This window comes from Salmonella sp. NW177, assembly GCF_051811585.1.
Lineage (GTDB): Bacteria > Pseudomonadota > Gammaproteobacteria > Enterobacterales > Enterobacteriaceae > Salmonella > Salmonella enterica.
On record NZ_JAMMZV010000013.1, the window covers coordinates 1 to 14,415 of the forward strand.

The window sequence follows — 14,415 nt, forward strand, 5'->3', positions numbered from 1 at the left end:
CACCGCGCGTTCAACGAAGCGCTCCACCACATCATCGGCGTAGTGGCGGTAGCCGAGCAGGTTCTGGCCGCGCAGCAGCATCTGCAGGGGAGTCTTCGGCATGGCCTTTTTAAGCTCGCGCAGGCGCAGCCACGGATCTTCGCCGAGAAAGCGGATACAGGCGTCAAAGGTGGCGCCGCCCCAGCACTCCAGCGACCCGTAGCCCACGTCGTCGAGCTGAGCGGCAATCGGCAGCATGTCATCAAGGCGCAGGCGGGTGGCGAACAGGGACTGGTGGGCGTCGCGCAGGACGACATCGGTAATGGCAATAGTCATGGATCCCTCCGGAAATTAAGCGTTAAGGCGGTGATGGTGAATGGCGGCGGCAATCACCGGCTTTAAGCGGGTGAAGTCGTCCACGGCGGGAACGGCGCGCGGTGCGGGCGCGGCGACGGGTTCCGGGAAGAAGCGAGTAATCACGGCGGACATGCCGCGGATGGCGAAAATCAGCAGGAACAGAAACGCCAGCACGAACCCCATGCCGAGGAACATCAGGGTGAAGCCTTCACCTAATAGCAGAGCTGCATTAGTCATAAAATAGCCTTCAGGCAGGAGGCACGATAATGGGGCTATTTATGACGATGAAATAATAAGGGTGGATTTCCCTGAGCCGCCCCCGGCCAGAGCCCTTGGTTATTATTATCGTCATAACGTATTACCACCATTATCGTGCAATTTACGTAATCAGGTTTATTTGATAAAACTTACGTTCTGGCATATTTCATCAGCGACGATCTCTTTACGCTGATTAAAAATAATTTTGTTCTGTTCAAACAGATTATTCCCATGGGTATCAATAGAAACAATCAGCGGGCCAAACTCTTTAACCCGACAGACCCACAGCGTTTCCGGCATCCCCAGATCGCGCCATTGGGCATCTTCAATTTCTTCCACGCACACGGCGGCTACAACCGCACAACCGGCAGGGAATACGCAGTGCAGCGCTTTGTGTTCAGCACAGCCCTCTTCGGTACCTTTACCCATACCGCCTTTACCAACAATTAATTTCACGCCGGTCTGCGCAATAAACTCTTTTTCGAATTTCTCCATACGCATGCTGGTGGTTGGGCCAACGGAGACCATTTCAAACTTATCGTCTTCGCCTTTAATTGGGCGGACAATGGGGCCAGCGTGTAAAATAGCGCCGCCGCGAACATCTACCGGAAGTTCGCGACCACCTTCAATTAAACGGCGATGGGCTACGTCACGGCAGGTAACAATATGACCGTTGAGATAAATAATATCGCCAGCCTTAATATCCGCTAAATCTTCATCTTTAATTGGCGTAGTCAGGATTTTTTTAGTCATCAGAAATTCACTCCGCTGTGAGACGTAATGGTGTAATTCAAATCTTTATCGAAAACGATATGCCCTTTACGGTGCGACCAGCAGCCGACGTTTACCGCCACGCCGATGGTAGAAGGATGACGCGCGGTGTTTTCAATGTTCACGCCCATAACGGAGGTATTACCGGACATCCCCTGCGGCCCCAGGCCAATTTTGTTAATGCCGTCTTCCAGCATTTTTTCCAGCGAGGCTGCACGCTCATTCTCGTTATGCGAACCGATCGGACGCATCAGCGCTTTTTTCGATAGCAGTGCCGCCGTTTCAACAGAGGTCGCTACGCCCACGCCAACCAGCAGCGGCGGACACGCGTTGAGGCCGTAGCTGGTCATCACATCCAGTACAAAGCGGGTCACACCTTCATAGCCTGCACCCGGCATCAGCACCATCGCTTTCCCCGGCAGAGAACAACCACCGCCTGCCATATAGGTATAAATGCTGCACTGATCGGAATTGGGAACGATTTCCCAGAAGACCGTCGGCGTACCTTTACCCACGTTTTTACCAGTGTTGTATTCATCAAAAGTTTCTACGCTGTTGTGGCGCAGCGGAGAATCTACAGTTGCTTTGATCACCGCCTCACGCAACAACGCTTCCAGCTCGCCAATCAGCGGAAAGTTCGTCCCGCACTCCACCAGAAACTGAATGACACCGGTGTCCTGGCAGGAAGGTCGATCCAGCTCTTTCGCCAGACGCTGGTTCTCAATCATGGTAGTAAAGATGACGTCGGCCAGTTTACTGGTCTCTTTCTTATGCAAATCTTCCAGTTTTGCAGTGACATCATCAGGCAAAACTTTGCCGGTATATCCCACAAACTTGGCCATAACGTCGGTCATATGGGATATCTGTTCACTTTTGCTCATAAATGCTCCTTAGTCAGAACAGCTTCCGTTAATTACGGATGAAAAGGGAAAAGGATTGGCAGCAGGATCAAGCTGACAATGGTTGAAACGATAATCAGGGGGATACCGGCCTTAGCGTAGTCGACAAATTTATAGCCACCCGCGGAGAGCACCATCATGTTGGCAGGCATACCGATAGGGGTTGCGTAGGCGCAGGAACCGCCAATGACCGTCGCCATCAGAACCGCACGCGGGTCGGCCCCCATGCCTGCGGCAATGGACAAACTCACCGGCACCAATAGCGCTGTCGTTGCGGTATTGGACATAAAGTTGGTCATCACAACGGATAAGGCGAAAACGGCGATCAGCAACATGAACGGTGAGGAGTTTTGCCCCAGCATGCCGATTACATAGTCCGCAACCAGCTTGCCTGCCCCGGTCATTTCCAGCGCTTTTGCCAGCGCCAGGGTGCCGCCAAAGATAAAAATAGTCTGTGAATCAATGGCTTTATAGGCCTGTTTTTCCGTGAGTACGCCGCTTACGACCAGCACAAGAGCGCCAATACAACCGGTCACGGCCAGGCTGACACCGATCTTCTTCTCAAAGATCATGCCGAGGATCGTTGCGATCAACACCACGAGTGAGAGCCGTTGTTTCCACTGTGGAACATGGCTGTAGTCACGTTGCTCCCCGACGCTCCCCACCTCACCGCCGGTCGCATTATTCGGCAGAAAGCGATAGCCAATAGTCAGGAAGTAGAGAATGCCGCAGATGAGCATCGGGAGACCGATTTTTGCGTATTCAAAAAAGCCAAAGCCGCCGCCAATATTCTGTAGCGCAGACTGCGCGATAAGATTTCCCGGCGCGCCAATTAACGACAGGTTACCGCCCAACGCAGCGGCGAAAACCAGCGGCATCAGTAGACGAGAACGCGAGAAGCCCGATTTTGCCGCCACGCCGATCACCACCGGAATCAAAACCGCAGCGGTACCGGTGTTAGAGAGGACGCCAGACATCAAACCCACCACCACCATAATGGTGAAGATCAGCTGTTTTTCTGTTTTCGCGAAGCGCGTGATGACGCCGCCCACTTTGTTTGCCATACCGGTCTCGAACAACGCACCGCCCACGATGAACATCGCGACAAAGAGGATAACGTTAGTGTCGATAAAGCCAGCAAAGGCCTGTTTGATATTCAGAACGCCGGTGATCACTAAGGCCACGCAGACAATCATGGAAGTGACGGCCAGTGGCACTTTTTCCCATACAAACATGACGATAGCGAACACCAATAAACATAAGGTAAGGGTAATGGGTTCCATATTTATAATTATCCAATCAATGATATATGATATTGTATCCAATGTTGACAGGGAGAAATTATTCCCATACAAAAACTAAGTCAAATCGTTTCTCAGGAAAGATGCAGGAGTGGGATCTACATCAAGATCGTGGTTAGATCGTTACTGGACGTGATTAATAGAATTGAAGAATTGGTTGAAGCGCCTGCGATGCTCACGCAGGCGAAAAGATCAGGCAGAAGGGTCACCAACATAGCGGGTCAGCATATTCTCCATTGAGCGAATAATGTGTTCGCGCATGCGCTGGCGTGCCAATGTTTCATCATGAAGTTCAAGAGCTTGCAGAATACTTTTATGTTCCTGAATGGAAATCACGGCATACTCTTCTTCGGTGACCTTATGGCCCATCGACAGGCCGTTCCACATATTACAGAGCAACATTTTCATTTTTTCGTTGCCAGCAACATTCCATATTTCCATATGAAATGCCTGATTCAGGTCGGAGTATTCCGCCGAGTTATTTTCCGCGAGAGCCTTTTCAGCGGCATAATGCACCTGGGCTATCCGCGAGATATCGGTGCCAGGACGAGAAGCTTTAGCCACCGCCTCACTTTCTAACAGCGCGCGAATTTCATAGTGTTCACGGATCGTTTGTTCATTGATGCCCAACACCACCGCCCCTTTATTAGGGCGCACTTTTATCAGCCCATCCGCCGCCAGAATCTGAAACGCCTCGCGCACTGGCATACTGGACACGCCGACCATTCCGGCAATGCCTTCTAACGTAATCTCCTGCCCTTCCACTAACTCCCTCGAAAGAATCGCTTTACGCAGCACTGCCGCGACCTGTTCTTTCGCTGAAAGAAGCTTAATCTTCCCTAACTTAGGCTTCTGCACTTTCCCAATCCTTCATATGTTGACGCATTATTTCTGCTAAAGAGAGGAAATAACGCTGCATAACTTGCCCAATCTCATCACGCCGCCCCTGGCGTATGACGTCAGCCAGTTCAGCGAAAAGCTGCGCCGACTCCTGATTATCTTTTTTCAGATGCAAAATAACATAAGAGACATAACCGTCCAGGAACTGCTGATACACCTTTTCCAGATAGCGGTTATTCACATAAGAAATCAGCATCGCATGACACTCCAGTTCGCAGGATTTGTCTTCTGCGACAGCCAGCGCTTGCGCACGTATCAGGAGGGCATCGCCTACTTCGCTGGGTATCAGCGAAAACATTTCGGCGGCCATCGCGGCAATCACGCGAAAAATATGACTCACGCGATCGGCCTCAAGATGCGCGACCTGCATGTGCCTGTTGGGCAGTCGGATTAAAAAACCTTCCTGTTCGAGTGACTGTAGCGCTTCTCGAACCGGCATTCGTGAAAGACCAAGCTGCTCCGCAATACTTTCCTGCGCGAGTTCTTCTCCCGCTTTTATATTGCCGGAAAGAATTTCATAGCGAAGCATTTGCGTAATGTGATCGCGGGTTTGCGTTCTTTGGATCTTTTTCACGACGTTCTCGTTAATAACCGATAAGACGTGAGGAGTTTAGCAGATTTAGTACTTGATTTCGTGGCTTGTTTACAGTCAAAGAAGCCGGAGCAAAAGCCCCGGCATCGGGCAGGAACAGCTTATTTATTAATAAAATCTTCACCCAACTGAATATCTTTTTTCAGCGTATCCAGCATAGCGTCCAGCGAATGTTGCTCGAAAGCGCTCAGTGTGCCGATGGATTTACGCTCTTCTACACCGTTTTTACCCAGCAGCAGCGGCTGAGAGAAGAAACGGGCATACTGACCGTCGCCTTCCACATAGGCGCATTCCACCACGCCTTTTTCGCCCTGCAGAGCGCGAACCAGAGAAAGACCGAAACGCGCGGCAGCCTGGCCCATAGAGAGGGTTGCCGATCCGCCGCCGGCTTTCGCCTCGACGACTTCAGTACCGGCGTTCTGAATACGTTTAGTCAGCTCGGCCGCTTCTTGTTCGGTAAAACTTACGCCTGGAATCTGCGACAGCAGCGGCAGAATCGTCACGCCGGAGTGTCCGCCAATCACCGGAACTTCAACTTCCGTTGGCAGCTTACCTTTCAGCTCTGCGACAAAGGTATTAGAGCGGATGATATCCAGCGTGGTAACGCCAAACAGTTTGTTTTTGTCGTATACGCCTGCTTTTTTCAGCACTTCCGCCGCAATCGCAACGGTGGTGTTCACCGGGTTGGTGATAATGCCCACGCACGCTTTCGGGCAGGTTTTAGCGATCTGCTGCACCAGGTTTTTCACGATGCCAGCGTTAACGTTAAACAGATCGGAACGGTCCATACCCGGCTTACGCGCCACACCCGCAGAAATCAGTACTACGTCAGCGCCTTCAAGCGCCGGGGTTGCGTCTTCACCGGAGAAACCTTTGATTTTTACAGCGGTGGGGATGTGGCTCAAATCAACGGCCACACCGGGAGTCACTGGAGCGATGTCGTACAGGGAGAGTTCTGAACCTGAAGGCAGTTGGTTTTTTAAAAGTAATGCCAGCGCCTGACCGATACCACCAGCAGCGCCGAGGACTGCGACTTTCATCCTAAACTCCTTATTATATGATTAGCTAAGTGTCTATTGCTCCGCGGCGGCGACCTTAATTCACAAATTCAATGATTACAATCCTCACTCATCAAGAATGCGGAGTCGCGCAATTTTGGCTTTTATGCATTTAATTTGCGTAATCCGGATCGACTGCAACCAGAGAGCAACGTTCCTACAGGTGGTGACAATATACCCTACTATCCTCTCAAAACAACATCATTTTGATAACAATTAATTTACTTTTAATCTTATTTGCGAGGCGTGACACAGGCATGTTTCTTGATAACGAAATTTGATAAAATTCCGCTCTTTCATAACATTATTTCAGCCTTAAACAAGGCAGACTGTTTGCATAAAAATTCATCTGTATGCACAATAATGTTGTTTCTACCGCCATATTACGGGTGACTTATGCGAAGCTCGGCTAAACAAGAAGAACTAGTAAGAGCGTTTAAAGCGCTCCTCAAAGAAGAAAAATTCAGCTCACAAGGCGAAATCGTCCTCGCGTTGCAGGATCAGGGCTTTGAAAATATCAATCAGTCCAAGGTCTCGCGCATGTTGACTAAGTTCGGCGCAGTGCGTACACGTAACGCAAAAATGGAAATGGTGTACTGTCTTCCGGCTGAACTGGGCGTCCCAACAACATCCAGTCCGTTGAAAAATCTGGTGCTGGATATCGACTATAACGACGCTGTCGTGGTGATTCATACCAGCCCCGGCGCGGCACAACTCATCGCGCGCCTGCTGGATTCACTGGGGAAAGCAGAAGGTATTCTCGGCACGATTGCCGGCGACGATACTATCTTCACTACGCCTGCCAGCGGCTTTTCCGTAAGAGATCTGTACGAAGCCATTCTGGAACTTTTTGAACAAGAGCTTTAGTCCCACTTCCTCCGTCGTCGTACGGCGGAGGCACCTTTTTGTCCTCTCCCCTCGCCGCTTTCCTGTACAGCTATCATTTGGCAAATCATGCCCTTAAACATTCACCACATGAATGACAAATCAAAAAAACGCACAAAATGTCAAATTTTTTAACCGATTGATTTTCTTTTATTTTTTAAACAGCAGCGGCGAAAAACAGCAATTTTAATTCCATAACGTTATAAAAAATAAAATTTTTAATATCTTTAAAAAGCAGAAACAATTAGCGTGGTATTAATTAATCGCGTGATTAGTGTATACTTAATTTTGTGATGAGGGTCACGAAACAAAGACCCCAGTAAAGGAATTCGACGAGGTAAAAATCATGAAAATCAAAACCACTGTTGCAACATTAAGTATTCTGTCCGTTCTCTCTTTTGGCGCTTTCGCCGCAGAACCTATCAGCGCAGAGCAAGCGCAAAACCGTGAAGCAATCGGATCGGTTTCAGTCAGCGCTATCGGCTCATCGCCTATGGATATGAACGCCATGCTGAGCAAAAAAGCGGATGAACAAGGCGCTACGGCCTACCACATTACCGAAGCGCGTAGCGGCAGCAACTGGCACGCCACTGCCGAACTGTACAAATAAAATTCACCTGCCATCGCATATAACGTGTCATTGCTTCGCGGAGATATCGCATAAGAAAAGCCCATTAATCCACGAGGTTGACCCTATAAAGGAATAAAAGACCATGAAAACGAAATACATTATCGCATCACTCGGCCTGGCCACTCTGCTCTCTTTCGGCGCAAATGCCGCAGTACACCAGGTCAACGCGGAACAGGCGCAGAATCTGCAACCGATGGGCACCATTTCCGTCTCGCAGATTGGCAGTACGCCAATGGATATGCGCCAGGAGATCGTCGCTAAAGCCGAAAAAGCAGGCGCTAATAGCTATCGCATCATCGAATTAAAAGAAGGTGATAACTGGCACGCCACCGCCGAGTTGTATAAGTAAACCCTCGTCGTCTAACCCGACGACTTGCCCCCGCCTGTCGGGGGCTTTTTTATGCTTTTTCAATGCCGGACATTAAATCGTAGCCGTCCCTCCAGCTCTTCTTCCGCTTCATCAAAGAGTAAAATCAGCGCCCCGTAGCGCCTGCGCAGTTTATCAGGCAGGTGAACGAACTCAATCTCTAGCGGTAGGGGTAAGATATCGCTCATTACCGCATCCCATAATGTATCAAGATCGCTTACTTTCTCACTGGCAAGACCAAACGTCTGCGTAAACTCGCGATAAAAATCGCTTTGGTTTTTAATATCATTAAAATCAAAAGTATAGACATTCATAGCCAGCCACCATCCCCGACAGACAATTGTCTGTTTTACTACTAAGCATCATTATGCAGAGGTTTCACTTCCAGAAACGCTTTTAGCCCCGGAGCACTCTTGCGCTGTTTTTGTATCTCAAATAAGTATAGTCATAAAAAAACCGACGCTTTTGGCATCGGTTCTTGTGGGTTAGCTATCGGTAAGCGCGTTCTGGTATTTATGTAACATGCCCGTCAGGCGTTTAACCGGTTCCGTCACCTGCGGCGGCGCCTCCCAGATACGTAATTTCTCCTGATAGATATCCAGCTCATCCAGCAACTGACCAAAGTAGCGTCGCCGTTTATCATCGCTTCCGGCGGAAATAACATGGTCTGCGGTACGACGAAGCTGGCGGTGGAACACTGACAGATCCTCATTAACCGGTATCGGCGCGTCGCGCAGACGTTGATGAGCAATGATCATCGTTAGCGCCAGGCGAAACTTCGGCAAATCGCCAGGGAATTTATTCATCAGCAAAAAGAGTTGCTGATATAACGCAGGCAGACGGTTTTCTTTACGACGTACCACGTTAGTCGTCATTGCCGAGACCGCAGCGGAAACAAACTGATTAAGCAGCACGCGACCGGTTCGATCTTTGGATTTATCACGCACCAGCAGGATGACGATAAACGCCAGCATACAGCCGACAATTTGCCCCAACGCGCTGTCGAGGAACTGGCTGAAATGGAACGTCATCGGATTATCCAACACAATAATGTTAATCGTACTGGCCAGCGCCCCCATCGACCCCAGACGCCGTTTCTGGACCTCAATGCCGATAAAGAACCCCAATACCGCCAGGCTCAAACATAACAACAGCATACTTTGCTGCGTATTGGGAATAATCACCAGGAAATAGAGCAATCCCAGCGGCAACGCCGCCAGAGTGCCATAAATAAAATCAATGCAGACCATGCGCGGATTGGGTAAACGCATCGCCAGCGAGGTCACCACGGCAATCATCACCATCGCGCCATTACCCGATGTCCAGCCGGTCCATAGCCAGAATAATGTCCCCAGAATGCAGGAAAGCGTGGTGCGCCAGAAGTTCACCATCGCATGGTGACGTTCAGCGGATTCCACTTTAACTACGGGCTCGCCTTGCAGGATCTCTTCTTCCGTCGCGCTGATTTTGGTGTTGCTGATCACGCCGCGTTTAAGCAGCAGATAGCGCGTCGCAGCGCCTACCCAGCTATAAAGCGTGACGGGCGTTTCGCGCTCGCCGGTCCAGACAATGACACGCCGCATCCGTTTTAACTGCCTGTGGACGTCCTGTACCGTTTCAACCGGCGTCTCGAACAGTTCCCGGAATGTATCGGTAATCAGTTCCGGCCGCGTGTTTTGAATAAGATAAGTTTCACAGGATTGCGTAATCAGCGTGAGCGAAAGCGTATTCAACGCTTTCAGGCGGCGGTTAGCGCGTACCCAGCGCGAAGATTCCATATTCAGATTACTTCGCATCCCCTCCAGCGCCGCCGTGCGTCGCACCAGATCGCCCCAGGCGTTGTCGACTTCTTCGCTGTCGCCATGCTTAATACAAAGTTGCATTAGCTGATATTGCGCTACCAGTAAACTGTCCAGTTCGCGATCAACCTCCTGCTTTATCGATCGCGGCGAGAAAAGCAGATCCGCTAAAATAGCGCAGCCAATGCCGATGACGATTTCGCTACAGCGCTCAAGCGCAAATTGCGGCGTAAGCAGCGGCTCCGTCTGAATGGTAATCACAATGATCAGCGCAGTATAACCTGACAGTCCCCACGCATAAGAGTTTTCGATCCGTACTAAAGAGGAGATCCAGGTACAAAAACCGGCCCAGACACAGCACACCAGAATCATCAATAGCGGCGCGCGGATCATAGAGATAATAATGATAAGCGCGGCGATACAGCCAATAAACGTCCCGATAATACGCAACATTCCGCGATAACGGATAGCGCCGGAATAGGGTTCCCCGCCAGCGGCAAATGCCGGGCCTGCCGCCACGATCGCGGCGGTCAGCACCGCCCAACGCGGCGTCTCCAGTTGAAAATGGAAGCCGATAAATAATGCCAGCACAATGGCGCACGCCAGCTTTACCGCAAAGCGAATGTGCTGGTTGGCAATGGAGAAAATGCCCATGACGATTAACCGAATTCGCGCAGCCGGTGCGCCAGTTTACGGAAGAAGGAGTCCTGGCTTGCGTCACGATCCTGCTTACCGGTGATCACGACGGTTGCCGTCGTACCGGCAGGCCACAAATTCCCCTGCTGCTCGTCGAGCCGGATACGCACCGGGACACGCTGGGCCAGACGCACCCATTCGAGGTTAGAGTCTATCGTCGCCATCCCTTTCGCATCGCTGGTACTGCTGGCATTCGTTACCCCTGCCGCCACGCTATCGACGGTACCTTTTAATACCCGGTTGCTGCCAAGCGGCGTGATTTCGGCACGATATCCCGGACGCACGCCTTCCAGCTTGGTCTCTTCCATATAGGCTTGCACGTAAAAAGAGTTCTTTTTCACCAGGGCGACGGCTGTGGAACCGCGGGTAATAAATTCACCGGCATAAACATTGAGGTTAGTTACCCAGCCGTCGGCAGGCGCGCGAATGACGGTGCGTTCCAGATCGAGTTTAGCCAGATCGCGCGTCGCCTGGGCTTTAGCCAGTTGATGCAGTACCGTCTGCAAGACGTTGTTCGCCTGATCGATCTCTTCCCGGGACATCGCCTGTACGCCGAGGCGATTACGGCGACCGGCTTCCTGGCGTTTTTCCTGCGCCAGGACCTGATAATAGGCTACATCAGCTTCCGCTTCCGCCAGCGCTTTTTGATAGCGTGGCTGATCGATGGTAAACAGAACCTGATCCTTTTTCACCAGTTGGTTATCATGCACGTTTACATGGGTAATCAGGCCCGCGACATCCGGGGCAATAGCGACGACATCGGCGCTAAAACGCGCGTCGCGCGTCCAGGGAGATTCGGTGTAATACACCCAGGCGCGGAAAATGGCGATAAAGGCCAGAATAACCAGTACGAGGGTAATGGCCGTACGGGAGAGTTTTCTTGTTAGTGTTTTCACTTCAACCTCAAACGAACAGGCGCGATATTAAATAAAACAGACAACAATACAGCGCGGTATTGAACAGAGCCGGATGCCAGACAAAATCATAGATACCCGTCGGCACAAGCATCCGACGCACCAGCCAAAAAATAGCCAGTGACAAAAGCAATTCGAAAAATATCGGTGGGAAGGAAAGACCAAACACCACGATAACGGGAAACAGACTCATGTTGACCTTGATTTCTGAGAGAGAGCAGGCGATAGATTGTTAAGCTACATCGCCGCAGAGAAGGGCAAGAGACGCCAGGCGAGAGCGACATAGCTCTTATTCGAATAATAGTATATTAACGTAATTGTTATGCTGTTATCTATATTATGTGATCTAAATCACTTTTAAGCCAGAGTGAATAATGGAACGATTAAAACGAATGTCGGTATTCGCCAAAGTTGTCGAGTTTGGCTCTTTTACCGCCGCAGCCAGACAGCTGCAAATGAGCGTATCGTCCATCAGCCAGACTGTGGCGAAACTGGAAGATGAGCTTCAGGTTAAATTGCTCAACCGCAGCACACGCAGCATTGGGCTCACCGAAGCTGGAAAAATCTATTATCAGGGCTGTCGTCGTATGCTGCATGAAGTGCAGGATGTTCACGAGCAGCTTTACGCTTTTAATAACACGCCTATCGGTACATTGCGTATCGGCTGTTCTTCAACCATGGCGCAAAATGTGCTGGCCGGGCTTACCGCAAAATTATTAAAAGAGTATCCCGGTCTGGCGGTCAATCTGGTGACAGGAATTCCGGCCCCGGATTTAATTGCCGACGGGCTGGACGTGGTGATCCGAGTGGGCGCGCTGCAAGACTCCAGCCTGTTTTCCCGTCGACTCGGCGCGATGCCGATGGTTGTGTGCGCCGCCAAGCCCTACCTCGCTCAGTACGGCGTCCCGGAAAAACCCGCCGATCTCAGTAGCCATTCCTGGCTGGAATATAGCGTGCGCCCGGATAATGAGTTTGAACTTATCGCGCCGGAAGGAATTTCTACCCGACTGATTCCACAGGGGCGGTTCGTCACTAACGATCCGATGACGCTGGTACGCTGGCTGACCGCCGGAACCGGAATCGCCTATGTGCCGCTGATGTGGGTGATCGATGAGATCAATCGTGGCGATCTGGAGATCCTGCTGCCTCGCTATCAGTCCGATCCTCGTCCGGTGTACGCGCTGTACACCGAAAAAGATAAGCTGCCGCTTAAAGTGCAGGTAGTGATTAACGCGTTAACTGACTATTTTGTCGATGTCGCACACCTGTTTCAGGGAATGCACGGGCGAGGGAAAGAAAAATAAAAACACCGGGTAATTGCTGAAGACGATTGTAGCCAGATGCCACCCGACGCAGACATTGCCTGATGGCGCTGCGCTTATCAGGCCTGGGCGGCACACACCACAGGCCTGATAAGGCGGACAGTTATGCGGTGCCGCCAACCGTCAGGTTATCGACTTTCAGCGTCGGCTGGCCTACGCCTACCGGCAGACTTTGACCCTCTTTACCGCAGACCCCCACCCCGTTATCCAGCTTAAGGTCGTTGCCGACCATGGAGATCTGTTGCATCGTTTCAATGCCTGATCCAATCAACGTCGCGCCCTTCACCGGCGTCGTGACTTTGCCGTTTTCAATCAGATACGCTTCCGAGGTAGAGAACACAAACTTGCCGGAGGTGATATCCACCTGACCGCCGCCAAAGTTAGGCGCATAGATGCCGTACTCAACGGATTCGATAATTTCCTGCGGCGTTGACTGCCCCGCCAACATATAGGTATTCGTCATACGCGGCATTGGCAGATGCGCATAAGATTCGCGACGCCCGTTACCGGTCGGCGCAGCGCCCATCAGGCGCGCGTTCAGCTTGTCCTGCATGTATCCTTTCAGCACGCCATTTTCAATCAATACGTTGTACTGGCCTGGCGTACCTTCATCATCGATAGCAACGGAGCCGCGACGGTTCATCATTGTGCCGTCGTCCACTACGGTGCAAAGCGCGGAGGCAACCTGCTCGCCGATCTGACCGCTAAACACAGACGTCCCACGACGGTTAAAATCACCTTCCAGCCCGTGACCGACCGCTTCGTGCAGCAATACGCCCGGCCACCCGGCACCCAGAACCACCGGTAACGTCCCCGCTGGCGCAGCGACCGCGGAGAGATTAACCAGCGCCATGCGTACCGCTTCTTTCGCCCACGCGTCGGCGCGAACCTCGCCGTCGAGATCGGCAAGAAAATACTCATAACCAAAGCGACCGCCGCCGCCGCTGGCGCCGCGCTCGCGTTTACCGTCTTCTTCCACCTGCACGCTAACGGACAACCGCACCAGTGGACGGACATCCGCCGCCAGCGTCCCGTCGGTCGCCGCCACGAGGATTAATTCATATACGCCGGTCAGGCTGGCGTTAACTTCCTGCACGCGTTTATCGGCTTCTCGCGCCACTTTATCAACGCGTCTGAGGATATCCAGCTTCTCTTCGCGGCTCATACTTTGCAGCGGATCAAGGGTGGTGTAGAGCGGCTGATGCGCTACGGCGGCGAGCGTTTTTACCTTGCCTTCGCCGTTCTCGCGTACAATGGTTCGCGCTGCCTGCGCACTCTGCTCCAGCGCCAGGAGGCTTATCTGGTCAGCATAAGCAAAACCGGTTTTTTCGCCACTAATGGCGCGAACGCCAACGCCCTGGTCGATATTATATGAACCATCTTTAATGATGCGGTCTTCTAAAACCCAGGATTCGTGATAGCTCGACTGAAAATAGAGGTCGCCATAATCAAGACGGCGTTCGGCCAGTTGGCCCAAAATAGCGAACAGATCCTGATGGTTCAGGCCATTCGCCGCTAGCAATTGTTCACTTACCAGGTTCAGACTCATCGTTTTTGCTACTCGTTGATTTCTGCCGGATGGCGGTTCACGCCTTATCCGGACTACGTTGTTAGATTGTACAAACCGGATAAACGCAGCGCCGTCCGGCATGACTATTTACTGAGAGTGGGGCAATTCCTCGCCCC

At 51.4% G+C, this 14,415-nt stretch carries 16 protein-coding genes and 1 pseudogene; 4 read left to right on the top strand and 13 right to left on the bottom strand.

Annotated elements, in window-relative coordinates; all coding sequences use genetic code 11:
- The 8 genes and pseudogenes from NA986_RS23235 to mdh form a co-directional block, all read right to left on the bottom strand.
- Positions 1-315, bottom strand: a pseudogene (locus tag NA986_RS23235) (sodium-extruding oxaloacetate decarboxylase subunit alpha); the annotation flags it as partial.
- A 15-nt stretch (positions 316-330) separates the two neighbouring features.
- Positions 331-573 carry an oxaloacetate decarboxylase subunit gamma gene (locus NA986_RS23240; protein ID WP_000180120.1) on the bottom strand — a complete coding sequence of 81 codons (243 nt, stop codon included), beginning with the start codon at positions 571-573 and terminating at the stop codon, positions 331-333.
- A gap of 156 nt (positions 574-729) precedes the next feature.
- Positions 730-1,347, bottom strand: coding sequence for a L(+)-tartrate dehydratase subunit beta (gene ttdB, locus NA986_RS23245; protein ID WP_000162405.1), 618 nt, complete (start codon positions 1,345-1,347; stop codon positions 730-732).
- A complete protein-coding gene (gene ttdA / locus NA986_RS23250; protein ID WP_000045349.1) occupies positions 1,347-2,246 on the bottom strand; it encodes a L(+)-tartrate dehydratase subunit alpha in 900 nt (299 codons plus the stop codon). The genes ttdB and ttdA overlap by 1 nt, the downstream gene beginning before the upstream one ends.
- Positions 2,247-2,278: 32 nt before the next feature.
- Complete coding sequence (locus tag NA986_RS23255; protein ID WP_000433390.1) at positions 2,279-3,547, bottom strand: SLC13 family permease; 1,269 nt, start codon at positions 3,545-3,547, stop codon at positions 2,279-2,281.
- 210 nt (positions 3,548-3,757) lie between these two features.
- Positions 3,758-4,423 carry a GntR family transcriptional regulator gene (locus tag NA986_RS23260; protein WP_001171581.1) on the bottom strand — a complete coding sequence of 222 codons (666 nt, stop codon included), beginning with the start codon at positions 4,421-4,423 and terminating at the stop codon, positions 3,758-3,760.
- Entirely contained in the window at positions 4,410-5,039 is a 630-nt protein-coding gene (locus NA986_RS23265) for a GntR family transcriptional regulator (RefSeq protein WP_000723776.1), read from the bottom strand. The genes NA986_RS23260 and NA986_RS23265 overlap by 14 nt, the downstream gene beginning before the upstream one ends.
- 119 nt (positions 5,040-5,158) lie before the next feature.
- Positions 5,159-6,097, bottom strand: a complete 939-nt coding sequence (gene mdh, locus NA986_RS23270) for a malate dehydrogenase (RefSeq protein ID WP_000861586.1) — start codon at positions 6,095-6,097, stop codon at positions 5,159-5,161.
- A gap of 414 nt (positions 6,098-6,511) precedes the next feature.
- Here mdh and argR point away from each other — a divergent pair, with 414 nt between their 5' ends.
- The 3 genes from argR to yhcN-B all read left to right on the top strand — a co-directional run bounded on the left by argR (position 6,512) and on the right by yhcN-B (position 7,980).
- A complete protein-coding gene (gene argR / locus NA986_RS23275) occupies positions 6,512-6,982 on the top strand; it encodes a transcriptional regulator ArgR (protein ID WP_001257852.1) in 471 nt (156 codons plus the stop codon).
- A gap of 364 nt (positions 6,983-7,346) precedes the next feature.
- Positions 7,347-7,610 carry a peroxide/acid stress response protein YhcN gene (gene yhcN, locus NA986_RS23280; RefSeq protein ID WP_000695693.1) on the top strand — a complete coding sequence of 88 codons (264 nt, stop codon included), beginning with the start codon at positions 7,347-7,349 and terminating at the stop codon, positions 7,608-7,610.
- Between the two features lie 103 nt (positions 7,611-7,713).
- The gene (gene yhcN-B / locus NA986_RS23285; protein ID WP_000853277.1) at positions 7,714-7,980 is read left to right on the top strand and encodes a DUF1471 family stress response protein YhcN-B; all 267 of its coding nucleotides are present in this window, start codon (positions 7,714-7,716) and stop codon (positions 7,978-7,980) included.
- A gap of 59 nt (positions 7,981-8,039) precedes the next feature.
- Here the strand turns inward: yhcN-B and NA986_RS23290 are convergent, their stop codons facing one another.
- From NA986_RS23290 to aaeX, 4 genes are all read right to left on the bottom strand, one after another.
- Positions 8,040-8,312, bottom strand: a complete 273-nt coding sequence (locus NA986_RS23290; protein ID WP_001103887.1) for a barstar family protein — start codon at positions 8,310-8,312, stop codon at positions 8,040-8,042.
- Between the two features lie 171 nt (positions 8,313-8,483).
- Positions 8,484-10,451, bottom strand: a complete 1,968-nt coding sequence (aaeB, locus tag NA986_RS23295; RefSeq protein WP_000510913.1) for a p-hydroxybenzoic acid efflux pump subunit AaeB — start codon at positions 10,449-10,451, stop codon at positions 8,484-8,486.
- Positions 10,452-10,456: 5 nt separating this feature from the next.
- Positions 10,457-11,389 (bottom strand): p-hydroxybenzoic acid efflux pump subunit AaeA, encoded by a 933-nt coding sequence (aaeA, locus tag NA986_RS23300; RefSeq protein WP_000855134.1) that lies wholly within the window; start codon positions 11,387-11,389, stop codon positions 10,457-10,459.
- Between the two features lie 7 nt (positions 11,390-11,396).
- Positions 11,397-11,600: a p-hydroxybenzoic acid efflux pump operon protein AaeX gene (gene aaeX, locus NA986_RS23305; RefSeq protein WP_000051840.1), complete on the bottom strand. Its 204-nt coding sequence runs from the start codon at positions 11,598-11,600 to the stop codon at positions 11,397-11,399.
- A 181-nt stretch (positions 11,601-11,781) separates the two neighbouring features.
- On the opposite strand from aaeX, the gene aaeR reads away from it, so the two are divergent.
- The gene (gene aaeR, locus NA986_RS23310) at positions 11,782-12,711 is read left to right on the top strand and encodes an HTH-type transcriptional activator AaeR (protein ID WP_000440300.1); all 930 of its coding nucleotides are present in this window, start codon (positions 11,782-11,784) and stop codon (positions 12,709-12,711) included.
- Between the two features lie 121 nt (positions 12,712-12,832).
- Here aaeR and tldD read toward each other — a convergent pair whose 3' ends face one another.
- Complete coding sequence (gene tldD / locus NA986_RS23315; RefSeq protein ID WP_000055940.1) at positions 12,833-14,278, bottom strand: metalloprotease TldD; 1,446 nt, start codon at positions 14,276-14,278, stop codon at positions 12,833-12,835.
- Between the last annotated feature and the right edge of the window lie 137 nt (positions 14,279-14,415).

Excerpts from the sequence above, each read along its gene's own strand:
- mdh (WP_000861586.1), bottom strand. The coding sequence starts at position 6,097 with ATGAAAGTCGCAGTCCTCGGCGCTGCTGGTGGTATCGGTCAGGCGCTG.
- aaeR (WP_000440300.1), top strand. The coding sequence starts at position 11,782 with ATGGAACGATTAAAACGAATGTCGGTATTCGCCAAAGTTGTCGAGTTT.
- NA986_RS23255 (WP_000433390.1), bottom strand. The coding sequence starts at position 3,547 with ATGGAACCCATTACCCTTACCTTATGTTTATTGGTGTTCGCTATCGTC.
- aaeX (WP_000051840.1), bottom strand. The coding sequence starts at position 11,600 with ATGAGTCTGTTTCCCGTTATCGTGGTGTTTGGTCTTTCCTTCCCACCG.
- argR (WP_001257852.1), top strand. The coding sequence starts at position 6,512 with ATGCGAAGCTCGGCTAAACAAGAAGAACTAGTAAGAGCGTTTAAAGCG.
- yhcN (WP_000695693.1), top strand. The coding sequence starts at position 7,347 with ATGAAAATCAAAACCACTGTTGCAACATTAAGTATTCTGTCCGTTCTC.
- NA986_RS23290 (WP_001103887.1), bottom strand. The coding sequence starts at position 8,312 with ATGAATGTCTATACTTTTGATTTTAATGATATTAAAAACCAAAGCGAT.
- yhcN-B (WP_000853277.1), top strand. The coding sequence starts at position 7,714 with ATGAAAACGAAATACATTATCGCATCACTCGGCCTGGCCACTCTGCTC.
- aaeB (WP_000510913.1), bottom strand. The coding sequence starts at position 10,451 with ATGGGCATTTTCTCCATTGCCAACCAGCACATTCGCTTTGCGGTAAAG.
- ttdB (WP_000162405.1), bottom strand. The coding sequence starts at position 1,347 with ATGACTAAAAAAATCCTGACTACGCCAATTAAAGATGAAGATTTAGCG.
- ttdA (WP_000045349.1), bottom strand. The coding sequence starts at position 2,246 with ATGAGCAAAAGTGAACAGATATCCCATATGACCGACGTTATGGCCAAG.
- NA986_RS23240 (WP_000180120.1), bottom strand. The coding sequence starts at position 573 with ATGACTAATGCAGCTCTGCTATTAGGTGAAGGCTTCACCCTGATGTTC.
- tldD (WP_000055940.1), bottom strand. The coding sequence starts at position 14,278 with ATGAGTCTGAACCTGGTAAGTGAACAATTGCTAGCGGCGAATGGCCTG.